26 protein-coding genes are annotated in these 23355 nt (G+C 44.2%); 19 read left to right on the forward strand and 7 right to left on the reverse strand.

Going from position 1 to position 23355, the window contains the following annotated elements:
- Nucleotides 1-95: 95 nt before the first annotated feature.
- Nucleotides 96-1505 carry an NADP-dependent phosphogluconate dehydrogenase gene (gene gnd, locus J2S25_RS09590; protein ID WP_044390365.1) on the forward strand — a complete coding sequence of 470 codons (1410 nt, stop codon included), beginning with the start codon at nucleotides 96-98 and terminating at the stop codon, nucleotides 1503-1505.
- A gap of 497 nt (nucleotides 1506-2002) precedes the next feature.
- On the opposite strand, the gene zwf is transcribed toward gnd, so the two are convergent.
- Nucleotides 2003-3502 (reverse strand): glucose-6-phosphate dehydrogenase, encoded by a 1500-nt coding sequence (gene zwf, locus J2S25_RS09595; RefSeq protein ID WP_128721455.1) that lies wholly within the window; start codon nucleotides 3500-3502, stop codon nucleotides 2003-2005.
- A gap of 300 nt (nucleotides 3503-3802) precedes the next feature.
- Between zwf and rnz the strand changes: the two genes are divergently transcribed.
- The 3 genes from rnz to J2S25_RS09610 all read left to right on the forward strand — a co-directional run bounded on the left by rnz (nucleotide 3803) and on the right by J2S25_RS09610 (nucleotide 7461).
- Complete coding sequence (rnz, locus tag J2S25_RS09600; RefSeq protein WP_044390367.1) at nucleotides 3803-4735, forward strand: ribonuclease Z; 933 nt, start codon at nucleotides 3803-3805, stop codon at nucleotides 4733-4735.
- Nucleotides 4736-4976: 241 nt separating this feature from the next.
- Complete coding sequence (locus J2S25_RS09605) at nucleotides 4977-5345, forward strand: ArsR/SmtB family transcription factor (protein WP_044390385.1); 369 nt, start codon at nucleotides 4977-4979, stop codon at nucleotides 5343-5345.
- Complete coding sequence (locus J2S25_RS09610; RefSeq protein ID WP_084221670.1) at nucleotides 5338-7461, forward strand: heavy metal translocating P-type ATPase; 2124 nt, start codon at nucleotides 5338-5340, stop codon at nucleotides 7459-7461. Before J2S25_RS09605 ends, J2S25_RS09610 begins: the two co-directional genes overlap by 8 nt.
- 103 nt (nucleotides 7462-7564) lie before the next feature.
- Here J2S25_RS09610 and namA read toward each other — a convergent pair whose 3' ends face one another.
- Nucleotides 7565-8587 (reverse strand): NADPH dehydrogenase NamA, encoded by a 1023-nt coding sequence (gene namA, locus J2S25_RS09615; protein WP_044390369.1) that lies wholly within the window; start codon nucleotides 8585-8587, stop codon nucleotides 7565-7567.
- A 133-nt stretch (nucleotides 8588-8720) separates the two neighbouring features.
- Nucleotides 8721-9566 (reverse strand): pyrroline-5-carboxylate reductase, encoded by an 846-nt coding sequence (proC, locus tag J2S25_RS09620; protein ID WP_044390387.1) that lies wholly within the window; start codon nucleotides 9564-9566, stop codon nucleotides 8721-8723.
- A gap of 519 nt (nucleotides 9567-10085) precedes the next feature.
- Here proC and J2S25_RS09625 point away from each other — a divergent pair.
- The 4 genes from J2S25_RS09625 to J2S25_RS09640 all read left to right on the forward strand — a co-directional run bounded on the left by J2S25_RS09625 (nucleotide 10086) and on the right by J2S25_RS09640 (nucleotide 13679).
- Nucleotides 10086-11051, forward strand: a complete 966-nt coding sequence (locus tag J2S25_RS09625; protein WP_044390370.1) for an MBL fold metallo-hydrolase — start codon at nucleotides 10086-10088, stop codon at nucleotides 11049-11051.
- Nucleotides 11052-11061: 10 nt separating this feature from the next.
- Nucleotides 11062-11853 carry an SDR family NAD(P)-dependent oxidoreductase gene (locus J2S25_RS09630; RefSeq protein ID WP_044390372.1) on the forward strand — a complete coding sequence of 264 codons (792 nt, stop codon included), beginning with the start codon at nucleotides 11062-11064 and terminating at the stop codon, nucleotides 11851-11853.
- Nucleotides 11854-12059: 206 nt separating this feature from the next.
- Entirely contained in the window at nucleotides 12060-13319 is a 1260-nt protein-coding gene (locus J2S25_RS09635) for a Y-family DNA polymerase (protein WP_044390374.1), read from the forward strand.
- 21 nt (nucleotides 13320-13340) lie between these two features.
- The gene (locus J2S25_RS09640) at nucleotides 13341-13679 is read left to right on the forward strand and encodes a YolD-like family protein (RefSeq protein ID WP_044390376.1); all 339 of its coding nucleotides are present in this window, start codon (nucleotides 13341-13343) and stop codon (nucleotides 13677-13679) included.
- 49 nt (nucleotides 13680-13728) lie between these two features.
- On the opposite strand, the gene J2S25_RS09645 is transcribed toward J2S25_RS09640, so the two are convergent.
- On the reverse strand, nucleotides 13729-13953 hold the full coding sequence (locus J2S25_RS09645) for a CDGSH iron-sulfur domain-containing protein (protein ID WP_431305953.1): 225 nt from the start codon (nucleotides 13951-13953) through the stop codon (nucleotides 13729-13731).
- 134 nt (nucleotides 13954-14087) lie between these two features.
- On the opposite strand from J2S25_RS09645, the gene J2S25_RS09650 reads away from it, so the two are divergent.
- Nucleotides 14088-14426, forward strand: a complete 339-nt coding sequence (locus J2S25_RS09650; protein ID WP_044390379.1) for an iron-sulfur cluster biosynthesis family protein — start codon at nucleotides 14088-14090, stop codon at nucleotides 14424-14426.
- A gap of 111 nt (nucleotides 14427-14537) precedes the next feature.
- Here J2S25_RS09650 and J2S25_RS09655 read toward each other — a convergent pair whose 3' ends face one another.
- Nucleotides 14538-15446 carry an alpha/beta hydrolase gene (locus J2S25_RS09655; protein WP_044390381.1) on the reverse strand — a complete coding sequence of 303 codons (909 nt, stop codon included), beginning with the start codon at nucleotides 15444-15446 and terminating at the stop codon, nucleotides 14538-14540.
- A 283-nt stretch (nucleotides 15447-15729) separates the two neighbouring features.
- Here J2S25_RS09655 and J2S25_RS09660 point away from each other — a divergent pair, with 283 nt between their 5' ends.
- The 5 genes from J2S25_RS09660 (at nucleotide 15730) to J2S25_RS09680 (ending at nucleotide 18800) form a co-directional block, all read left to right on the forward strand.
- Nucleotides 15730-16419, forward strand: coding sequence for a CoA transferase subunit A (locus tag J2S25_RS09660; RefSeq protein WP_044394384.1), 690 nt, complete (start codon nucleotides 15730-15732; stop codon nucleotides 16417-16419).
- A 29-nt stretch (nucleotides 16420-16448) separates the two neighbouring features.
- The gene (locus J2S25_RS09665; RefSeq protein WP_044394344.1) at nucleotides 16449-17117 is read left to right on the forward strand and encodes a CoA transferase subunit B; all 669 of its coding nucleotides are present in this window, start codon (nucleotides 16449-16451) and stop codon (nucleotides 17115-17117) included.
- Between the two features lie 116 nt (nucleotides 17118-17233).
- Nucleotides 17234-17482: a YqkE family protein gene (locus tag J2S25_RS09670; RefSeq protein ID WP_044394346.1), complete on the forward strand. Its 249-nt coding sequence runs from the start codon at nucleotides 17234-17236 to the stop codon at nucleotides 17480-17482.
- Nucleotides 17479-18003 (forward strand): GrpB family protein, encoded by a 525-nt coding sequence (locus J2S25_RS09675; protein WP_044394347.1) that lies wholly within the window; start codon nucleotides 17479-17481, stop codon nucleotides 18001-18003. Before J2S25_RS09670 ends, J2S25_RS09675 begins: the two co-directional genes overlap by 4 nt.
- Nucleotides 18004-18065: 62 nt before the next feature.
- Nucleotides 18066-18800, forward strand: coding sequence for a hypothetical protein (locus J2S25_RS09680; RefSeq protein ID WP_198528199.1), 735 nt, complete (start codon nucleotides 18066-18068; stop codon nucleotides 18798-18800).
- 61 nt (nucleotides 18801-18861) lie between these two features.
- Here the strand turns inward: J2S25_RS09680 and J2S25_RS09685 are convergent, their stop codons facing one another.
- Both J2S25_RS09685 and mciZ read right to left on the reverse strand, forming a co-directional pair.
- Nucleotides 18862-19773 (reverse strand): aldo/keto reductase, encoded by a 912-nt coding sequence (locus J2S25_RS09685; protein ID WP_044394349.1) that lies wholly within the window; start codon nucleotides 19771-19773, stop codon nucleotides 18862-18864.
- 61 nt (nucleotides 19774-19834) lie between these two features.
- Nucleotides 19835-19981 carry a Z-ring formation inhibitor MciZ gene (gene mciZ / locus J2S25_RS09690; RefSeq protein WP_084221835.1) on the reverse strand — a complete coding sequence of 49 codons (147 nt, stop codon included), beginning with the start codon at nucleotides 19979-19981 and terminating at the stop codon, nucleotides 19835-19837.
- A 76-nt stretch (nucleotides 19982-20057) separates the two neighbouring features.
- Here mciZ and J2S25_RS09695 point away from each other — a divergent pair, with 76 nt between their 5' ends.
- From J2S25_RS09695 to xerD, 5 genes are all read left to right on the forward strand, one after another.
- The gene (locus J2S25_RS09695) at nucleotides 20058-20609 is read left to right on the forward strand and encodes an NUDIX hydrolase (RefSeq protein ID WP_044394350.1); all 552 of its coding nucleotides are present in this window, start codon (nucleotides 20058-20060) and stop codon (nucleotides 20607-20609) included.
- Between the two features lie 94 nt (nucleotides 20610-20703).
- Nucleotides 20704-21345 (forward strand): stage II sporulation protein M, encoded by a 642-nt coding sequence (gene spoIIM / locus J2S25_RS09700; protein WP_044394351.1) that lies wholly within the window; start codon nucleotides 20704-20706, stop codon nucleotides 21343-21345.
- A gap of 115 nt (nucleotides 21346-21460) precedes the next feature.
- The gene (gene fur, locus J2S25_RS09705; RefSeq protein WP_044394352.1) at nucleotides 21461-21919 is read left to right on the forward strand and encodes a ferric iron uptake transcriptional regulator; all 459 of its coding nucleotides are present in this window, start codon (nucleotides 21461-21463) and stop codon (nucleotides 21917-21919) included.
- A gap of 138 nt (nucleotides 21920-22057) precedes the next feature.
- Nucleotides 22058-22285, forward strand: coding sequence for a YqzK family protein (locus J2S25_RS09710; protein WP_044394353.1), 228 nt, complete (start codon nucleotides 22058-22060; stop codon nucleotides 22283-22285).
- Nucleotides 22286-22290: 5 nt separating this feature from the next.
- Entirely contained in the window at nucleotides 22291-23184 is an 894-nt protein-coding gene (gene xerD / locus J2S25_RS09715) for a site-specific tyrosine recombinase XerD (RefSeq protein WP_044394354.1), read from the forward strand.
- The last annotated feature ends 171 nt before the right edge of the window (nucleotides 23185-23355 follow it).

The following is a 23355-nucleotide window of genomic DNA, read 5'->3' on the forward strand; positions in this document are numbered from 1 at the left end:
TCGTAAACCTAATTGTTTGCACCCTCTTGGATTCATTGTTACATTAATTTATAGTTTAAAAAAAAACGTTATGCAAAAGGAAGGAAGTTGGAATGATGTCAAAACAGCAAATCGGGGTCATTGGCCTCGCGGTTATGGGGAAAAACCTTGCGATGAATATTGAAAGCCGAGGTTATTCTGTTTCTGTCTATAACCGTTCTAGAGAAAAGACGGATGAAATGCTCGCCGAAACGGAAGGCAAAAATATTTACGGAACATTTTCAATCGAAGAATTTGTCCATTCTCTTGAAAAACCACGAAAAATCTTGCTGATGGTTAAAGCCGGTGCTGCGACCGACGCGACAATCGAGCAATTGAAGCCGCATCTTGAAAAGGGCGATATCATCATTGACGGCGGCAATACATATTTTGCCGATACACAGCGTCGGAACAAGGAGCTGAGCGAGCTTGGCCTTCACTTTATCGGCACCGGTGTATCTGGAGGAGAGGAAGGTGCCCTTCACGGACCATCGATCATGCCTGGAGGGCAAAAGGAGGCGTATGAACTGGTTGCTCCGATCTTCCAGGATATTGCCGCTAAGGTCAATGGGGACGCTTGTACGACCTATATTGGTCCGGATGGAGCGGGTCATTATGTAAAAATGGTCCACAATGGAATCGAGTATGGCGACATGCAGTTGATTGCAGAATCTTATTTCATTCTGAAGCATGTTCTTGGCTTGGGTGCGGAAGAACTGCATGAAGTATTTGCAGAATGGAACAACGGGGAGCTTGACAGTTATTTAATCGAAATTACAGCAGATATTTTCACAAAGAAGGACGATGAAACTGGCAAAGCGCTGGTCGACGTGATCCTTGATACCGCTGGCCAAAAAGGAACCGGAAAATGGACAAGCCAGAGTGCTCTGGATCTTGGAGTTCCGCTGCCGATTATTACAGAGTCCGTTTTCGCGCGGTTTATTTCGGCAATGAAGCAAGAGCGAACTGAGGCTAGCAAGGTACTTACCGGACCAGAAGCGAAACCATTTGATGGCGACAAAAAGGAATTCATTGAATCGATTCGAAAGGCTCTGTATTTAAGCAAAATTTGCTCTTATGCTCAGGGTTTCGCGCAGATGAGAGCAGCTTCTGAGGAATATGACTGGAACCTGAACTACGGAGAAATCGCTATGATTTTTCGAGGAGGCTGCATTATTAGAGCCCAGTTCCTCCAAAAAATCAAGGAAGCTTATGACCGTGACCCAGGTTTGAAAAATTTGCTGCTTGATCCATATTTCAAGGAAATTACAGAAAGCTATCAACAGTCATTGCGAGAAATCATCTCTGCTGCTGTTCTCAACGGAATTCCTGTGCCTAGCTTATCAGCTGCCCTTTCCTACTTTGACAGCTACCGGACAGAAACACTGCCGGCCAACCTGATTCAAGCACAGCGCGATTACTTCGGAGCTCACACCTATCAGCGCATCGACAAAGAAGGAATCTTCCACACGGAGTGGATGGAATAAGACACTGTAACAGCGGATCTTGTATCCGCTGTTTTTTTATAAGAAAGTATAAATTTCTTTGAAAATTGTCCAGCTTCAGCTCCAGCACCTTGCCCCTCGAGACGCTTCGATCCTGCCAAATGAAGTCAAAGATGTATTGAGATAAAAAATACAAACAGTTTTACTTATTGCTCGCATAAGGGTATCTCTCGGCAAGAAAGATGCCCTTATGGAGGTGAAAATGCTCGCATAAGGGTATCTTTCGGCATGAAAGATGCCCTTATAGAAGTGAAAATGCTCGCATAAGGATATCTTTCGGCATGAAAGGTGCCCTTGTGGAGGTGGAAATGCTCGCATAAGGGTATCTTTCGTTTCGGCATTTGGATGCAGTTTAGTTTAGATATTAGTTCCAGTTTTTTCTTTTGTATAAAGAATAGTGTCATCCGTTCCAATCAACAGCACGTTAATCAGCCAAACCCAAAAAAGGACCGGGCGGTTTTCGCCCGGTTTTTTCTTAACTAGCAATTATCCACGTCAATTTCAGTGACTGGCCACCAGAAGAATCCGTCATTTTTGAGCAGTTTGTCCGCTGCCTCAGGACCCATCGAGCCTGATTCATAGTTCGGGAAGGAATGTTCATTTGTGTTTTCCCATACTGCAGAAATGTTATCGACGAAACTCCAGGATAGCGCGACTTCATCCCAATGAGTGAAGTTTGTTGCATCCCCGCGCAATGAATCATACAGCAGCTTCTCATATGCTTCTGGAGTATTCAATCCATCGATCCCTTTATTAGCATAATTCAATTTGACAGGGGTAGCTTCTGTACCTTGACCAGATTTCTTCGCGTTTAAGTGAAGCGTAATTCCTTCTTCTGGCTGGATATGGATCACCAGCAGATTTGGATTTACCGTCTGTTCTCGCTGGTAATATAAATCCATTGGGATATCTTTGAATTGAATGACAATTTTTGTTGATTTAGCTTTCATTCTTTTTCCTGTTCGGATATAAAACGGTACTCCAGCCCAGCGAAAGTTATCAATCATCAGCTTGCCTGCGACAAATGTCTCGGTATTAGAGTCAGGGTCAACCATTTCCTCCTGACGGTATGCTGGAACCTCTTTTTCATTCATCGATCCCTGTCCGTATTGGCCACGGACGAAATAGTCGTTTACTTCCTCGCCGATAATCGGGCGAAGTGCACGGAACACTCTTACTTTTTCAGAACGTATTTCATCCGTTGTCAATTTGATAGGCGGTTCCATCGCCAGCAAAGACACCATCTGAAGCATATGGTTCTGGACCATGTCCCGGAGTGCTCCGCTCTTTTCATAATAGCGGCCGCGTTCTTCCACACCAAGTGTTTCACTGGAAGTTACCTGGATGTTAGAAATGTAGCGGTTATTCCAAAGCGGTTCAAACATTGCGTTTGCAAAGCGGATGACTTCGATATTTTGCACCATCTCTTTACCGAGGTAATGGTCGATCCTGTAGATCTCATCCTCAGAAAAAGCGGTCCGGATCTGCTTATTTAACACTTTGGCGGATTCAAGGTCATGGCCAAATGGCTTTTCAATGACGAGCCTCTTAAATCCTGTGACATTCGTTAGCTTATCTTTCTTTAAATGCTCAGCAATTGTTCCAAAAAATTCTGGTGCCATTGCCAGGTAGAATATTCTATTGCCATCAAGCCGGTAATTTTCGTCAAGCTCCTCTGCCAGCTTGCCAAGTGCGATATAGGAACTTGAGTCAGTCACATCATGGGAGTGATAATAAAATTTAGAAACGAACTCATCAAGATTCGCTGCAGCCTCGCCATGTTCTGTTACAGACTCTTTTACCCTCAGCTGAAATTCTTCATTTGTCAGGGAACGGCGGGCAACGCCAACGACTGCGAACTTGTCCAGTTGCCCTTTTGCATATAAATTGTATAGGGAAGGGAACAGTTTTCGGTTTGCCAGGTCTCCTGTAGCCCCGAAGATCATGATTAAAGCGGTTGGTTTTTCGTTGTGTGCCACAATATAGAACCTCTCTTCTATTTAGAAATATGTAAAGGCTCCTTCCCGTTTCCGTTTTTTTCACCGGAAAATGGAAAGCAACAATCTCTGTGAATAAAAATCACTTTACAAATACAAAATTTTATCCGTTTCGATAACAATTAGCAACTTTTTTGGCCTGAAGTTAGTTTCTGCAATTTGTATCGAACTATCCTATTCTCCCTTTCAGCAACATTCTGTTTAGATAGAATCTGTTTCATATGATATATTGAAAAGAAAAGCGGGAACGCTTGTATACAAAAGGTCAGGAGGATATTAGGCATGGATGTTTTTTTTCTGGGGACAGGTGCGGGTGTTCCCGCAAAATTAAGGAATGTTACATCAATTGCCCTGAAATTGCTCGAGGAGCGGGGTGCTATCTGGCTGTTCGACTGTGGGGAAGCAACCCAGCATCAGATATTACATACAAGCATAAAGCCGCGCAGAATTGAAAAAATTTTCATCACCCATCTGCACGGCGATCATATTTATGGTTTACCCGGTTTGCTGTCCAGCCGTTCGTTCCAGGGCGGGAATTCATTGGTTACTGTTTATGGACCGCCGGGGATCAAAGAATATATTGAAATATCCTTGAAAATTAGCAAAACGTATTTGAAGTATCCGATGGAGATTGTCGAGCTGGAAGAAGGAATCATATTCGAGGATGAACAGTTTATTGTGGAGGCAAGACTTTTAGAACATGGAATTCCTTCATACGGTTATAGAATCATTGAAAAGGACCGGCCGGGTACACTCCTTGCAGATAAGCTTCAAGCTGCAGGGGTAAAGCCTGGCCCTGATTACAGGAAAATCAAGAATGGGGAAGAAGTCATATTGGACAACGGTACGATGATTGACCCTACGGAATTTGTCGGACCGCCGCAAAAAGGCCGGATTATCTCTATTTTAGGAGACACAAGAAAATGCAAAAATGCTCAGCTACTTGCTGAGAAGGCTGATTTGCTTATCCATGAGTCCACTTTTTCAGCAGGTGAAGAGGCGATCGCGCATGAGTATTTCCATTCGACTACATTGCAGGCAGCCGAAACAGCCTTGCATGCTGGAGCGAAAAAGCTGTGCCTTACCCATATTAGTTCAAGATATGACCGTAATGACTGGCAGCAGCTCGAAGCGGAAGCCAAAACAATTTTTCCCAACACTGTCCTATCAGAGGACTTTATGGAAGTCCTGATTCCATATGATCATGACGAATAAAGGGGTGTGACGATTGAAAACAATCTATCTTGTACGTCAGCTAGTGCTGCTGGACAGCGAGTGAAAACACACTTCTGAATCGAATAATTAGGATTTTATTTTAAAAGGTTGCTGACCAACAGGGAGAAAAAATAGCCTAATCTTTAAAATCAGGAGAAAATCCTGGTTTTTTTATTGACATTCAAACGGTGGTTTGAATATGATATATTCAAATGATGATTTGAATGAGGTGGATGATAAATTGAAGGAGCAGGATGTCTGTCAGGTTAACTGTGTCCACGAAGATAAGGTTGAAGCGGTTGCTGGTAAGTTAAAGGAAAAAAATACAGCGGATGCCGCAAAAATTTTCAAAGCCTTATCCGATGAAACGCGAATAAAGATCGCCTATTCGCTTTTTGTGGGGGATGAACTTTGTGTGTGTGACGTGGCCGGAATCGTTAAGGCTTCAACCGCGACTGCATCCCACCATCTCCGTACGCTGAAAGTTCTCGGTCTTGCCAAATATCGCAAGGAAGGGAAGCTTGTTTATTACTCTCTGGTGGATGACCATGTGAAGCAAATAATTCAAATGGCCTTTGAACACCAAAAGGAGATGGAGTTTAATGACTGAAGCAGTTCAGACTGGAGAAAAAACAATATACCGGGTACAGGGCTTCACCTGAGCAAGCTGTGCTGGAAAGTTCGAACAGAACGTAAAGCACCTGGATGGTGTTTTTGATGCAAAGGTTAATTTTGGCGCTTCTAAGATAACAGTGTACGGCAATACCTCGATGGAAGAACTGGAGCGGGCTGGTGCGTTCGAAAACCTGAGACTTTTCCCTGATAACGCCGAGGCTCCTGTTGGGAAAAAGAAGCCATTTTGGCAGGAAAACGCGAATTTGCTGCTCAGCGGGGCAATGATTATTGTAGCGTCGCTGTACGACGAAAAATCAGTGACTGCAATTCTATTGTTCCTGGGCGCCATTTTTATTGGCGGCTATACACTTTTTAAAAGTGGGATAAAGAATCTGTTAAGACTTGACTTTGACATGAGGGCTCTGATGACCGTCGCCATTATCGGCGCTGCGATTATTGGTGAATGGAGCGAAGGTGCTGTCGTTGTCATTTTGTTTGCGATCAGCGAGGTTCTTGAGCGATATTCGATGGATAAGGCAAGAGCGTCGATTCGTTCGTTAATGGATATCGCTCCAAAAGAAGCACTGGTACGCCGCAACGGCAGGGAATTTACCATCCATGTAAAAGAGATAGAGGTCGGCGATATCATGATTGTCAAGCCTGGTGAAAAGATTGCCATGGACGGAGACGTCACAGCGGGCAGCTCGGCTGTAAATCAGTCGGCAATCACCGGTGAGTCTGTACCCGCTGAGAAAAATGTGGGCAATGAAGTCTTCGCTGGGTCGATTAATGGGGAGGGATTGATGGAGGTTAAAGTAACCAAGTTAGTCGAGGATAGTACCATCGCTAAAATCATCCATCTTGTCGAGGAAGCTCAGGCAGAAAAGGCACCTTCACAAGCCTTCGTAGATCGATTCGCTAAGTACTACACACCGATTATCATCCTGGTTGCCTTTTTGGTAGCGATTGTACCTCCGCTTTTGTTCAATGGCGACTGGAATGAATGGATTTATCAGGGATTAGCAGTCCTTGTTGTCGGCTGCCCTTGCGCACTCGTGATTTCAACGCCGGTATCCATCGTGACCGCAATCGGCAATGCAGCCAAAAATGGTGTACTCGTTAAAGGTGGTGTCCATCTGGAAGAGATGGGCATGCTTAAAGCAGTGGCTTTTGATAAAACTGGGACGCTGACTAAGGGTGTCCCGGAAGTGACCGATTTTGTGCTGCTGGCTGGCACAGATGAAAGAAAACTTCTTGCTAAGGTTGCCGCATTGGAAAATAAGTCACAGCACCCGTTAGCTGCTGCGATTGTCCGCAAAGCAGAAACGGTTGGAGTGCCGTTCAGGCAGAAACAGATCGAAGCGTTCGCATCGGTAACTGGAAAAGGTTTAAAGGGAGCAGTCGATGGGGCTACTTTCCATATCGGAAGCCCTGCCTACCTTAATGAAATAGTGGATGGTGGTATTCCATCTTCCGCTTCAGATAAAATTGCTGCTTTGCAGGCAGAAGGAAAAACAGTGATGGTTGTTGGAGCAGATGCCAACTTGCTTGCCTTGATTGCCGTCGCGGACGAAGTAAGAGAATCGAGCAGGGAAGTCGTTGCCCGTCTTCATGAACTTGGGGTTGAAAAAACGATTATGCTGACAGGGGACAATAGAGGGACAGCACAGGCAATTGGCAGCCTGGCGGGTGTGTCAGATATTCAATCTGATTTGCTGCCTGAGGAAAAACTGGCATTCATTAAGTCTTTGCAGAAAGATCATGGAAAAGTCGCAATGGTCGGCGATGGAATAAACGATGCGCCTGCACTTGCTGCGGCCACTGTTGGTATCGCGATGGGCGGGGCGGGGACCGATACAGCACTCGAAACGGCTGATATTGCGTTGATGGCCGATGACTTGAAAAAGCTCCCCTTTACGATCAAACTAAGCCGGAAGACACTGGCGATCATTAAGCAGAACATCGCATTCTCGATCGGTGTGAAATTGCTCGCGCTCTTGCTGGTCATCCCAGGCTGGCTTACCTTGTGGATCGCGATTTTCGCTGACATGGGTGCAACCCTGATTGTAACACTCAACGGATTGAGACTTTTAAGGGTTAAAGATAAATAGAGAAAAGATCACACGCAAAGGCTGCTCTGTTCTTACGAAAAAGGCTGGGAATAATAGAAAAAAGAGGCTGTTAATAATGTCAGCCTCTCTTTCTATTGCTTTGTTAAAATATCCACCCTCGTTCATATTGCTTAGGTGATTTAATGCTTGTTCCGAGTTCTTTCGCTGCCGTTCTTGGCCAGTATGGATCACGCAGCAGTTCTCGTGCAAGGAAAATTAAGTCTGCACGGTCATTTTGGAGGATTTCTTCCGCCTGGATACCGGTTGTGATCAATCCGACAGCTCCGGTAGCAATATTTGCTCCATGTCTGATTTTTTCAGAAAACTTGACTTGATAGCCTGGATAGGCGTTAATTCTTGCCGGCACAACAGCACCAGAGCTGACATCAATTAAATCAACTCCAAGTTCTTTCAGCGATGCACCAATTTCTACGTAATCATCGGCAGTCAAGCCATCTTCATGGTAATCGCATGCAGAAACGCGGACAAACAGAGGTCCTTCCCAAACGGTTTTTACTTCTTCAAGAACTTCCTTTAGGAAGCGGAAACGGTTCTCTTTCGTACCACCGTAATGGTCTAACCGTTTGTTCGTGAGTGGCGAAAGGAACTGGTTGATCAAATACCCGTGTGCAGCATGAATTTCGATTACATCGAAGCCAGCACGCTTAGCCCTTTCTGCGGCATTTCTGAATGCCTCGACGGTTTCCTTGATTTCTTCCACCGTCATTGCCTTTGGTTCCTTATAATTTTCATCGAAAGCGATCGCTGATGGGGCGATGATTTCATCACGCAATGCTGCTTTTCGGCCGGCATGTGCCAGTTGGATACCAACTTTGGCGCCGTATTGCTTGATTAGCTCAGTCAGTTTTGCCAGTCCGGAAACATGCTCATCGCTCCAAATTCCCAAATCCTGATGAGATATCCTGCCCTGTGGTGTAACCGCGGTTGCCTCAAGGATGACCAGACCCACTTGACCGACTGCCCGGCTTACATAGTGTGTCGTATGAAAGTCAGTGACCATCCCGTCTTCCTTTTCACAAGAGTACATGCACATTGGTGCCATGACGATCCTATTTTTTAAGGTCAACTCTTTCAGTGTATACGGTGAAAATAATTTCTTTTCCAATCCAGAAGCCTCCTTTATTTCGCTATCCAAAATATATTTTCAGTATAACAGGGCTTGAAGAGGAAGGGAAAAGTTGTACTCACTTAAAGGTGTTTTTTCCAATCGTTGTGAAATAGGATACCAGTTTTCCATTCTAAATATGGCGGTTTGCGGCTGTCATTTCGTTTCCCAGCAAATGGCCAAGTCTTTTTGATTGGGCGGTAGCTTCCTTTATGCAAGATACTATAGCCGTTTGAACCCCATGCTGCTCGAGAACATTGATGCCTGCTTCCGTCGTACCACCTGGGCTCGTTACCTCCAAGCGCAGTTGTGCAGGCTCCTTATCCGATTGTGTCAGCATTTCCGCTGCACCGAGCAGTGTCTGGATAATCAGCTGCTTTGCTGTTTGTTTTTCGAGACCGATTTCCGCGGCGCTTTTTTCCATCGCCTCCACAAGATAATAAATATAAGCTGGCCCACTGCCAGATAATCCCGTGACGGCATCGAGTTGATCTTCCTCCACGATTGTCGTCTGGCCAACTGTGTTAAAAAGTTCTTGTACCAGCGTCTTTTGGGACTTACTTACATGGGAATTCACGGCTATAGCAGTTGCCGATTTCCCAACCGCAGCCGAGGTGTTCGGCATTGCCCTGACCACGGCAAGGGATTTTTCCGCTGCTATTTCAATGGCATTAATCGATACGCCAGCGAGGACGGAGATAACCAGCATTCCTTCTGTCAAGTAGTGTTTGATTTCCTCCATCGCGATGGAGGCGTCCTTTGGCTTCATCGCCAGGACGACGGCATCTACATCCTTAAAAAGGATGTCGCAATCATATGTTGCCTGTATTCCATATTTCTGTTCCAATGTTTTCAATCTGTCTGTATCCTGTTTATTTGTGACCCATATTTGTTCTGCCGGAAGAAGCCCGCTTGCTCCTATCCCGGAAATCATTGCTTCTGCCATCGATCCTGCTCCTACAAAAACAAGCTTCTTCATCAGATTCGCCTCCATAGTTTTCGTTTTTTTAGATAAATACAAAAAGGCCTTCATCCGTAAAAGGACGAAAGGCCATGCTTCCGTGGTACCACCTTCATTCACTTCTTTGGCATTTGCCGAAGAAGTGCAGCTCAATAGCCGTTAACGCCGGAATACGTCCAGGTTTTCCTGGCAGCTCGCAAGGTAGGCTTCAACAGGAAGAGGGCCGCGGAGCCTTACAGCCGGTGGGCTCCACTCTCTAACACCATTCCTGTCTACTCGTCTTGCTCAATTGCTTTTAATTAAATACGAAATTTTAATAGTAATTATGCAAGAAAGACTACCCTTATGTCAAGCGAAAAAAATTAGTTTTTAGTTTTTTCTGAAAATGAGAGGTGGAATTAATGACATTTCTCCACTTTACAGGTAAACTTAACTTTATATTGGGAAAATACTAGAATCAATAAAGATAAGTGCTTTTTTAAACAATTCATTACTTTACCTTATAGAAAAATAATGTTTTTGGGGTGTATAGAGATTATGGTTGAATGGAAAGATGGAATTGCTAAATTGACTTTGCCAACGCCTTTTTCGGTTGGTGATGTGAATGCCTATTTAATAAAAGGGGACAGGTTGACACTTGTGGACGCGGGTACAAAAACGAAAGAGTCCTGGGAGTCGTTCCAATCTCAACTGTCCGATTTAAGATTGAAGCCGGAGGATGTGGAGCAGGTGATCCTGACTCATGATCATCCGGATCATGTTGGGATGCTGGACTACCTTTCACCCGACCTTGAAGTATATGGTCATCACCTGAATGAAAGATGGATCAACAGAACTTCGGATTTCGAGAAGGAACATAAGGAATTCTACGAAAAAATTTTTATGCAGTCAGCCATACCAGAGCAATATTTTGTTCCTTCAATGAAAGGAATGAAAAAGGCATTAGTATTTTCATGCAATCGCTCATTAACAGGGACTATTTTAGAAAATGACGTCCCGCCGGCGCTGCCAGGATGGAAGGTGATTGAAACACCGGGCCATGCTCAGAGTCATATCGTGCTTTTGCGTGAAAAAGATGGCACAATGATCGCAGGGGATACGATCCTTGCTGGAATCTCGCCCAATCCATTGCTTGAACCACCGCTGCCAGGAGAACTGGAAAGGCCGAGATCTCTGGTTCAATATAATACAACCTTAAAAAAACTGCAGCAGTACCGGGTAGGGCTGGTATACACAGGCCATGGAACGGAGATCATGGAATTGCATCGTCTGATTGACAAGAGGCTCGCCCGCCAGCATGACCGTGCCATGCAAGTCAGAGGAATGCTCGAAGGCAGGGAACTCACCGTTTTTGAGATCTGCAAATTGCTTTTCCCGACGGTATATGAACGTGAACTGAACCTGACGATTTCGGAAACCGTCGGACAGCTTGATTATTTACAATCCTTGGACGCGATTTCAGTCAGAGAAGAAGGGGATTTCTTCGTTTATACAGCAAAATGAGGTGAAACTGATGCCATCTTTAAAAGGAAAAAACATTATCATTACCGGTGCGTCGGGAGGAATAGGGGCTGAGATTGCCAGACTTTGCGCTGCGCGCGGAGCGAACCTTGTCCTTTTGGCCCGGAGTATTGACAAGCTGGAAATATTAAAAAAAGAATTGCAATCGAAGTACGCCATCAATATCCATGCACGGCAGCTGGATGTTTCAGACCCAGAAGCAGTCAAGAAAGTTTTTTTTGAGGTGCTTTCGGACATTCGCTATGCCGATATATTGGTCAATAATGCTGGATTCGGCATTTTTGATTTTGCCCATGAAGTGAAAACGGAGGAAATTAAGTCGATGTTCGATGTCAATGTTATTGGCTTGATTGCCTGTACATCAATGGTTCTTCCGGGCATGAAACAGCGTGGCAGCGGACATATCATCAACATCGCTTCCCAGGCAGGCAAAATTGCTACGCCGAAATCAAGTGTTTACTCGGCAACAAAGCATGCGGTGCTTGGCTACACGAACAGTCTTCGCATGGAGGTTGCTGATGACCATATTTTTGTCACTTCTGTTAATCCGGGACCGATTGCAACCAACTTCTTTACTATTGCGGATAAGCAGGGAACGTATGTGAAAAGTGTCAAACGATTCATGCTGAAGCCGGAATATGTCGCAAAGCAGGTAGTCGACCGGATGATGACTAAGACAAGGGAAATCAATCTGCCGCGCTGGATGAGCGCAGGCAGTATATTTTACACCTTGTTCCCCCGGACTTTTGAATTATTTGGCAAAAACTTCTTCAATAAAAAATAAACTTCCAGACCGCCATCCATTTTGGCGGTTTTTTAACTAGGAACACAGGCTTTCGCACACTCCAGTCTTGGTATTATTCCCTAGTTTCTCCTTAATTAAGTCAGTCACCCGGAAAATTTCCATTGAAATCGAACGCATATTCGCTTAATATAATGGGTAGAATGATACGGAACAAATGTTCTTTTTCTGCAAAGGGGAGGGAAGACATGGTAGATTACAGCGAAATGCCGCAAAACAAAATTTTATGTGTGGATATCAAGAGCTTCTATGCCAGCTGTTCCGCCGTGATGCTCGGCCTTGATCCTCTTGAATGTTACCTGGCTGTCGTCGGGAATCTCGATCGTCCCGGAAGTGTCGTCCTGGCAGCTTCCCCTCGTTTGAAAAAGGAGTTTGGCATCAAGACTGGATCGCGAAAGTTTGAAATTCCTGATGATCCGCGAATAGTCGTCGTTGATCCGCAAATGTCAACATACCTGCGAATCTCCACTGAAATCTCCCGTGTATTTAATCGCTATGTCCCAAAGGATGCAATTCATACTTACAGTGTGGACGAAAGCTTCCTGAAAGTGGATGGGGTCTCTAAGCTTTGGGGTGATGCTGCTTCGATCGCCAAAAAAATCAAAGATGATATCGAGCGCGAGTTCCAGCTTCCGTGCGCGGTCGGGATTGGCCCGAACATGCTGATGTCGAAGCTGTGCCTGGACCTTGAGGCAAAGCGCAAAGGGATTGCCGAATGGACATATAATGATGTTCAGACAAAGCTGTGGAATGTGTCTCCGCTGAGAGAGATGTGGGGAATTGGCCGTCGTGTCGAAAAAACGCTGAACAGCATGGGGATTTTCACAGTCGGCCAGCTTGCCCGTTATGACCTTGAAGTCCTCGAGAAGAAATTTGGCATTATGGGAAACCAGATGTACTGGCATGCATGGGGAATTGATTTTTCCAATATCGGTGCCCCAATTATGGAAGGGCAGATTAGCTTTGGAAAAAGCCAAATTCTGCTTCGGGACTACAAAGAAAGAGAAGAAGTCAACCATGTCATCCTTGAAATGTGTGAAGAAGTCGCACGCAGAGCCAGAAGCCATGGGAAGGCAGGCCGAACAATCAGCTTAGGGATCGGCTATAGCCAGGATGAATTTGGCGGCGGCTTCCAGCGGTCAAGGACGATAGGAGAGCCCACCAATATTACGATGGACGTGTATCGTGTCTGTCTTGATCTTTTCGCCGAGAACTACGCTGGAAAAACGGTGCGGAGCATTTCAATCTCGATTGGGAATCTCGTTACGGACAGTGAGTTTCAACTCGATCTTTTCGAGTTGAACGGATGGAAAAAGAAAGAACTCGGCTATGCAATGGATCGAATTCGTAGCCGTTACGGTTCCACGGCTCTCCTAAGGGCGGTTTCCTATACGGCAGCCGGAACAGCAAGGCATCGGGCCGCACTTGTAGGTGGGCATAAGGGTTAATATTTTAAAGGAGGAGAAAAGTTGATTCGTGACCGCGGAAGAATCAAGTGGACATCTATGATGCTTCCTGAACATGTAAAAATGCTCCGTGACTGGGCACAGGAAGATCAATACGAAAAAGAGAAACAACTGGATGAACAGCAGCTTGAGCAATTGAATGAAACAATCCTTGAGGCGATGGAGTACAACAGGCTCGTCAGCATTTCTTATTTCCGCCACAGCAAGTATGAATTGGTGATCGGGAAAGTCCATTACTGGAACGAGCTTGGGGAGAAACTCCATATTATCGATCGGTTTGAGGAAATTCATCTTATTGAAATCTCAGCAATTGCGGATGTCAGGCTTGCAGTCGAATGGTAGCCATTGTCCGCAACAAAAAGGGACAATGGCTATCATTCCCCAGAATGGATTATTCCGTGTCTTCCGCTTGCGGCGCGCGCACGGACGACTCAAATTTCCCTTTATGGGAAGCGTCGCAAAACGGCATATTTTTGCTCATACCACAGCGGCAAAGCGAGAACACGGGCTTTGTCTCATACTTATTGCCGGCTCCATCCAGCAGCTCTACATCGCCGGAAATCCGTAAAGATCCATTATCATTGACCTTAATTGTAACTTTTGACAAAAAAAGCACTCCTTTCAGGTTGTCAGAATTATCTTTGATAGTAAAAGTTAAATAGGAAAATTGCAAGACATTTTCACATAGAGCTGGGAACGTAAAAAAGGGATCTGTATGGTAAAATGAAATCTCGGAAAGGAAGTGCAATCGTGAAATTGAAAATCACCGAAGCAGCATCAAATAAACTGAGTGAACAAATCGCAGGCAAACAAGGTTATGTGAAATTGAAATACGATATAGACGGCTGCGGTTGTGCAGTGAATGGTGTGGCTGCTCTCTGGTTTGAAAGGGAAAAAGAAGCGGAAGAGCACTCAATAGAAACAGGAAATATCTCCATTTATATCGAAAAAGCGAAGGAAGTATTTTTTGCTGAGGAAATGACGCTGGACTTTCATAAGACCAACGGATGCTTCCAATTGAAAAGCCCGAATGAGTATCTAAATCCAAGAATGAGTTTTTATGATAAAACAAACGTTTACAAAAAATGATAATTGAATGCAGAAGGAAAAGAAATCGATCGCCAGGAGAAAAGGGGTAAAGGGCGGCTCCAGGTACCCTTTTCTAATAGCATGCTGTCCGCAGCAGCAATATCATCACCGTTAAAACACGTATTCCTCAAGAAATTCATCGACTACTTTTTCGTATTGCTCCTGATTTTGGCTGTATGATTGGGCGTGAAGGCCGTTTTCAGCCATGAACAGCTTCTTTGGTCCTTTTTTCTGTTTAAACAGAGCCTCGGTCATGGATGGCAGAATGAAATCGTCCATGCGGCTGTGGATAAACAGGATCGGATTCTTAATATTTTCGATAACTGCAATCGGAGATACCTCACTTAAGGAATATTTATCGCGAATACGGATAAACAGATTGGCTACCGGAAGCAAAAGTTTTGGCGGGAATAGTTTGACTTCTTCCTTGATTCGATAAGCGAGCTGTTCGCTGAAGTCGGAAAACGGGCAATCCGCAATATAGAAATCAGCACCATCCTCAAGCATCCCTGCGTACAGAAGCAAGGTCGCAGCGCCCATGGATTCCCCATGGATGCCAAGCAGGAGATCCGAACCTTTTTCTTTTCTTAGCCAATGTACCACCGATTGAAGATCGAATTTTTCATAATATCCATAGCTTGTTGTTTTCCCACCGGATTCCCCGTGGCGGCGATGGTCGTAAATAACCGCATTAAAGCCCCTGTTCAGAAAGAGATTCATATATTTTATAGAATTCATTTTGCTCTGGGTCACACCGTGGGAAATTATAATATAATGATTCGTGTCATGGGGTTCTACCAGGATAGCCTTCACCTCATAGCCAAAGGATGAAGGGATGGTCACTTCCGTTTTTGGAAGGGACTCATACTCGCCAGGAATCAGATGGCCAGCCTCCGCTTCCTGGTGAACAATTTCCTCCTCCTCCCTCCTTTTTAAAAACATGACTTTATTTGAAATGAATATGCCAAAGGAGGCAAATATCAGTAAAAGTGAAAATAAAACACGAAACGCCTTTTTCAAGCTAATCCCTCCGAAAACTAAAGTTCCCTATCTATTTTACCATGAAAAATGAAACTTCAAAAAAGCTTAAAATAACTGCTTCCAAAATCTCTCCCTTTTTGGGAAGTGAGAGCATTCGTTATCCTCTCCTCTTAAGATACCTTTATTGTAAATAGAATATTTTTAAAAATGCAAGAATAAATAAAATTTTGATAAAATAAAAGGGATTTTTTGAAAAGCAATAGAAGTAAATATATAGAAGTAAGGAAAGTGCGGTGCGAACATAATCAAAGGGGGAAAAACGATGAAAAGAATTTGCACATCCTTTCAAGACGCCGTAGCGGATATCCATGATGGAGCAACCTTAATGGTTGGCGGTTTCGGTCTCTGCGGGATTCCTGAAAACGCAATCCTCGCGCTCGTTGAAAAAGGTGTAAAAGACTTGACCGTCATTTCGAATAACTGCGGCGTCGACGATTGGGGGCTTGGCCTGCTGCTTAAAAATAAGCAGATCAAAAAAATGGTAGGTTCCTATGTGGGCGAAAACAAAGAATTCGAGCGTCAAGTACTCTCTGGCGAAATCGAGGTTGAATTGATTCCACAGGGCACGCTTGCGGAGAAAATTAGGGCCGGTGGTGCCGGTATTCCGGCTTTCTACACGCCGGCGGGTGTAGGAACGCCAATCGCCGATGGAAAAGAAACCCGCATGTTCAATGGCAAGGAGTATCTTCTTGAAGAATCACTGACAGCAGACTTCAGTATAGTCAGAGCGTGGAAGGGCGATAAAATGGGCAATCTTGTATACCATAAAACGGCAAGGAACTTCAATCCGATGATTGCAGCAGCCGGAAGGGTCACGATTGCCGAAGTAGAGAATCTTTATGAAGTGGGCGAATTGGAACCAAACAGTATCCATACTCCAAGCATTTACGTTCAGACACTGATTGAGGGCAATCAGGAGAAGAGGATTGAAAGGCTTACAGTGAGAAGTTAACTCTGGCTGACCATGAAAGGGGAAGGAATATGATTAAGAACAAAGGGAATGTCCGGGAAAAAATCGCGCGCCGGGCGGAAAAAGAAATCGAGAACGGCTTTTACGTAAACCTTGGGATTGGGATGCCAACACTTGTAGCAAACTTCCTTTCTGAAGATAAACAGGTCGTTCTCCAGTCGGAAAACGGACTGCTGGGAATCGGACCTTACCCAACAGAAGAAAACGTTGATCCTGATCTGATCAATGCCGGAAAGGAAACGGTCACCGCCATTCCGGGATCAGCTTATTTTGACTCTGCTGAATCTTTTGCAATGATTCGCGGAGGGCATATCAATATCGCCATCCTTGGTGGCATGGAAGTCTCTGAAGCTGGTGATCTTGCAAACTGGATGATTCCAGGGAAGATGATCAAAGGAATGGGAGGCGCAATGGATCTAGTCCACGGTGCGCGGAAAATCATCGTCATCATGGAGCATGTAAACAAGAACGGGGAAGCGAAAATCCTCAAGGAATGCAGTCTGCCACTGACAGGGAAAAATGTGGTAAACAGAATCATCACCGACATGGCGGTGATCGACGTGACGCCATTCGGTCTGAAGCTCGTTGAAGTAGCAACAGGCTACACAGTCGAAGAGGTAATTCAATCAACGCAACCAGAACTGCAGGTGGATGACGCGGTAAAACTGGACGCATATTGACCACCAGGAACGCCTTTAAATTGGGCGTTCCTTCTTTATAGATGGTATAATCTTTTAACTAAACGGCTTTGCAAAGGAGCCAAACTTTAAAATGCATAGAACCGAGGGATCCATAAGTGAAGAAAAAACAAAAACGCCAGCAGCCAGTTAAAAAAGACGAAAAACCGGCAACATTAGGGGACCTGCTGAACCAGGATATCATGCAGAAACTAAAAGCCCAGCAACTGCAGCTAAAGGAAGAGGAAGAAAAGCAGAAGCAGGCTGAATTGCAGCGAAAGAAGGAAGAAAAGCGTCAAAAAGAGAAAAACAAATCGTTTGAAGAACTTCTGTCTGAAAGCGACATGGATTGGAATAAGTTTAAATGACAAAACGAAGAGTAGAAGTGGTGGCATATCGTACCGAATGGCCAGCACTTTTTGAACAGGAGAAGCAGCTAATTGGCGAAATTTTTAACTGGAATGGGGCAGAGATCTACCATATCGGCAGTACATCTGTCCCAGGTTTAAGCGCAAAGCCAATTATCGACATCATGCTGGCTGCAAATAGCCTCGAATTAGTAGAAGAAGCAACACCGGCGCTTGAAGCTGCTGGATACGCTGCCATGGGAGAAAACGGAATTCAGGAGAGGCGGTATTTCCAAAAAGTCGATGAGAACGGTATTCGGAAAGTGCATCTGCACGCGTTCGAAAAAGGCAGCGATCAGATATACAGGCATCTTGTTTTCCGTGACTATTTAAGGTTTCATTCAAAAGAAGCGGGAGAATATGCGCGCGTAAAGGAAGAGGCAGCCCGGAAACATAAAAATGATATCGAATCATATATGGAGACCAAAGCTCCAACGATTATGGAGCTCGAGGAAAAAGCGAAACGCTGGAGGCCATTCTGAAGCATGTTTTGCTTCCGATGCTATGGGGCAAATTAAGTAAAAATAGCAAAGGGGAAGGTTTTGTGGTCTTCACAACTTTTTTACTGGCAGCAGGCTTCGTTGCCATTCATCTATTTTCCAGATATTTGCCGTTTCTTGGGAATGTACCAAGAAGCAAGTTGCTCTCAGCTGCCGGTGGCATTTCCGTGGCATATGTTTTCATCCATCTGCTCCCTGAATTAAATAAACATATCGAGATCCTCGATCGTAATATTCAAACAGAAGCGCTCAAGTTCTTTGAAAACCATACCTATATTGTTGCAATGCTTGGGTTGGCCTTTTTTTACGGAATGGAGCGCATGGCAAAAAGATCAAAGAAAAAGCAGCAGAAAGAGAATAATTTAAACCACGCATCAACAGGCGTGTTCTGGATTCATATAACGTCCTTTTTCCTTTACAACGGGTTGATCGGCTATCTATTGCTGCATGGAGAACAGGGATCCATCAAAGGCCTGCTTTTGTACTTCTTCGCCCTTGGCGTCCACTTCATCACAAGTGACCATTCTCTCAGGGAGATACATAAGGAGGTTTACGACAGAATCGGTAGATGGCTGCTGGCGGGAGCGATCATCGCTGGATGGGCCATCGGAATCATGGTGGAGGTCAATGAAAACATCATTGCGGTTTTATTTGCTTTACTCGCAGGTGGAATCATTTTGAATGTCATGAAGGAGGAGCTTCCTGAGGAGCGGGAAAGCAATTTTTGGGCGTTCGCGGCTGGAATGGGAGCTTATACCATTCTGCTGATGCTGTCTTAGCCAGTGAGAAACGCTAAGGCAAAAAAGGACATACTCGGCGAATATGTCCCCAACTTGCTGACTATCGATGCTGATCATAAGAATTGGCTTTCGTGAGCGTTTTAATCAAATGAATTTCTTCCGCAGAAAGTGGATTGGCGCTTGCCGCCCGCGCAGTTTCTTTTATTTGCTCTGGGCTGCTTGCCCCGACGACAATCGAGGCAATAGCCGGATCTGCTAGATTATATTGAATCGCTGCTTCTGTAAGAGTATGGGAAGAAGCCAGTTTTTCTTTCAGTAGCGGCAATATTTTCGTTAATTCACCATAGCTATAATCAAGATACCCGTTGGAGGGCACCTTTTCCAACAGCCTGTCGCTCAGCATCCCTTTCGCTACCGTTCCTCGGGTAACAACGCTGATCCCTTTTTCATCAAGAAAAGGGAGCACTTCTTCTTCCGGACGTCTGTCAAGCATGCTGTATTGCATCATGACGGAGACAATATTGGAATTTTGGGCATACGCACGAATGACATTCGGTCTGATGGAGGAAATACCATAATGCTTTATAAAGCCTTCAGCTGTTAACTCTTCGAAAGCCTCAATTGTTTCGTCAATTGGATCCTCAAGCGTTCCTCCGTGAAGCTGATAGAGATCGATATAATCGGTATTCAATCTTTTCAGGCTTTGTTTGACTGCCTCTTTGATATGTTTTTTTGAGGGATCCCATGTCCAGCTGTCCCTTGTCTCGGTCCAGCGATTTCCGGCTTTAGTGGCAATGACAACCTGGTCTCTGACAGTCCGAAGTGCCTGTCCGACGATCTTTTCATTTTCTCCAAAGTCGTATAAATCGGCGGTGTCAAAATAATTGATCCCTTCCTCGAGGGCAGCTTCAACCACAGCCTGTGCCTTGGCGGAATTTGTACCAAGTGACATGCAGCCAAGCCCGATTTCACTAACAAATAATCCAGATGAGCCTAATTGCCGTTTTTCCATTCCATCCCTCCGTTGTATGAATAATACCTCCATTTTATCGGAAGGGGAGGTGTGAATTCAACTAATCAGAACGGCCCACTGGCTGATGAACTGTTTTCAGCCAGTCTTTCACCAGGACATGCTGTTTGCCGTACTCTTTTAAAATCGCTTTAATTTCCCACGCTTTTCCAGCAATCGTGATCCCTTGACCGTGCACGTACACTTTCATTGCCATACTCCTCTCAAATAAGTATGGTAAAATTGTATGAGCGTTTGATATTGGATTAGAACAGGGGGGAACTCGAATGAAATCTCTTGAAGAAAAAACATTGAAAACAAAAAAAATCTTTACAGGAAAAGTCATTAGCCTACAGGTAGATGAGGTAGAATTGCCGAACGGGAAAACATCTCAACGCGAAATCGTCAAGCATCCAGGGGCGGTGGCTGTGATTCCGGTTACTGCTGACAATAAAATTGTCATGGTCGAACAATACAGAAAGGCTCTTGAAAGGACGATTATCGAAATACCGGCCGGCAAGCTAGAGGCTGGTGAAAAACCCGAGATATGTGCTGCCCGAGAGCTGGAAGAAGAAACTGGTTATGAATGTGCCAGCATGGATTGGCTGATTTCCTTCTATACCTCTCCAGGCTTCGCCGATGAAATTATTCATATCTATAAGGCAACTGGGCTCGTGAAAAAAGACAATCCAGCAGCAGCCGACGAGGACGAATTTGTCAATTTGATGGAAGTGAGTCTGGAAGAAGCGGCGCAGCTGATAACGGAACAAAAAATTTATGATGCAAAAACAGCATATGCCGTTCAATACTTGCAACTGCAAGAGAAATTGGGTAAATAAATAGTCACTTGAAAATAGTACACAGATTTTATTTAGTTCTTCTTCCTCGGTAACTGCATATGATGGTAGTAATCAATATGCAGGAGGAAAAGAGATGAAGAAACGAAGGTACCAGGACGTCGCAGTAAATCATTTACGAGAATATTCCTCTATTTATCTTTTTGTCATTGTCCTTTTTCTGATGGGGGTCATCTTTGGGGCAGTGATTGTGAATAGTCTTAGTTTCACGCAAAAGGAAGATTTATTCTATTATCTTTCCCAGTTTTTTGGACAGGCTGCTTCCGGTAAAGTAGCGGATGGAAGGGATTTATTTTTACAAAGCTTTATGCATAATGGCAAGTTCATTGGCCTAATATGGATTTTAGGAGTTTCGATCATTGGCCTGCCAGTTATCCTGGTCCTTTTATTTATGAAAGGGATGGTGGTTGGTTTTACCGTCGGATTTCTCGTAAATCAAATGCAGTGGGACGGTTTCTTGCTGTCTTTTGTATCGATCCTCCCGCAAAACTTCATCATTATCCCGGTTTTTATTATTACTGCAGCGATGGCAGTGACATTTTCTTTAAAAATGATCAAGAATCAATTCATGAAAAAAATCAGCCAGCCGATCATGCCTTCCTTTTTTAGGTATATCTTTTCCTTTCTAGCAGCACTCGTCTTTCTGGCGATGGCAGCAGCAATCGAGGCATATTTATCTCCGGCAGCATTGAAGGCAGTTATCAATTCATTGAATTAAAATGAATATTAAATGACAATAGTTATTGTTTCTTCATTGTAATTATTTTATTTTGAATCTCCTTTCCGTTCTGATATAATAAAAGAACAGTGGCGGGGGAGTGAGAACTATCGAAATGGAAAACAGAATCGAGAGAATCAAGAAACAGCTGCATTCGTCCAGCTATAAATTAACGCCGCAACGCGAGTCTACCGTTCGCGTATTGCTTGAACATGAAGAAGACCACTTGAGTGCGGAAGATGTTTATTTGCTTGTCAAAGAGAAATCTCCTGAAATCGGACTGGCGACAGTATATCGAACACTTGAACTGCTAACTGAACTGAAAATTGTAGATAAAATCAATTTCGGGGATGGTGTGTCCCGATATGATCTCCGCCAGGAAGGCGCCGCCCATTTCCATCATCACCTTGTCTGCATTGAGTGCGGAGCTGTAGATGAAATTCAGGATGATCTTCTGGAAGACGTAGAAGAAATTGTGGAACGAGACTGGAACTTTAAGATTAAAGACCACCGCTTGACTTTCCATGGCATTTGTTATAGATGCCAAGAGAAAAATACGGCAGAAACAGAATAAATTCAACGCCCTTTTTTCCAATGGAGAAAGGGTTTTTTATTTATCAGGTATAATTCTTGTCCAAATTGACATACAGATTAATAAATAAGTCATATGAACAGAGAATATCTCTGTTAAAACAAGTATGGGGGCAAGAAAATGAAATCATGGTTTGAATTGGTTATGCATACATTAAAAGTATTCATTTTGTTTACTGGATGCACGATTCTATTTTATTATGGTATCATGTGGGTGAACGAAGAATATGAAAGTTATCACCGGTATGACACACCGGAAGGAGCAGCGATCAAAGTATCGGGCACGTTAAATAAAAATGAAACAAGCATGCTTGATAGGCTGAAACTGTTTTATCTGAATGGAGAGTAATAGAAATGGAAGACAGGTTGGATGACTTTATCCATTTTCTCGTTGTTGAAAAGGGACTAGCAAAAAATACAATTATAGCCTATAAACGCGATTTGAATAGTTATATTCATTATTTGAACAACGTGGAACAGCTTGGAGATTTGAATGGAGTTCAGCGACCACAGATTGTTCATTTCCTTAAATTTTTAAAAGACAGTGGTAAATCCTCGAAGACGCTGGCCAGGCATATTGCTTCCATCCGGGCTTTCCATCATTTCCTCCTGCGGGAAAAGGCAGTTGACCATGATCCGACTGTCCATATCGAAAGTCCCCAGCATGAACGCTCTTTGCCTAATGTGCTGAGTATGGAGGAGGTCGAGACGCTGCTTGAAAGCCCGAAACTTACCGGCCCGTTCGGCTATCGAGACAAAGCAATGCTCGAGATGATGTACGCTACGGGAATGCGTGTCAGTGAACTGATCGGACTACAATTGTCCGATGTGCACCTGACGATGGGATTTGTCCGTTGCATGGGCAAAGGGAGCAAGGAAAGAATTATTCCAATCGGAAAGACAGCCTCGGATGCGATCGAAGAATATCTCGAAAAAGGAAGACCAAAACTGAAAGCGAAGACATATAAGGAAGACGCTTTATTCTTAAACCATCATGGAAAAGGATTGACACGACAAGGGTTCTGGAAAATCCTCAAGCGGCTGACAGCTGAAGCAGGGATCGAGAAAGAATTGACACCGCATACGCTGCGGCATTCCTTTGCAACTCATCTGCTTGAAAATGGTGCAGACCTTCGCGCAGTCCAGGAAATGTTGGGACATGCTGATATTTCAACGACGCAAATCTATACTCATGTAACAAAGATGAGATTGAAGGATGTATATACGAAATTCCATCCTCGTGCCTAGGGTGATGGGTTGAATTTGAGTTTGGCTTTTATCCGAAGAGTGAGTAAGGAGTCACAGATACACTTCACTGACATGCTGGTACGACTCCTCTTTTTTGGGTGCTTTTTAACTTGTTTTTTTTACTGGATTTTTAGTATAATCAAGATGTCAGACTTCCGACAAATGTAAACG

Source organism: Mesobacillus stamsii (assembly GCF_030814065.1).
GTDB classification, from domain to species: domain Bacteria; phylum Bacillota; class Bacilli; order Bacillales; family Cytobacillaceae; genus Mesobacillus; species Mesobacillus stamsii.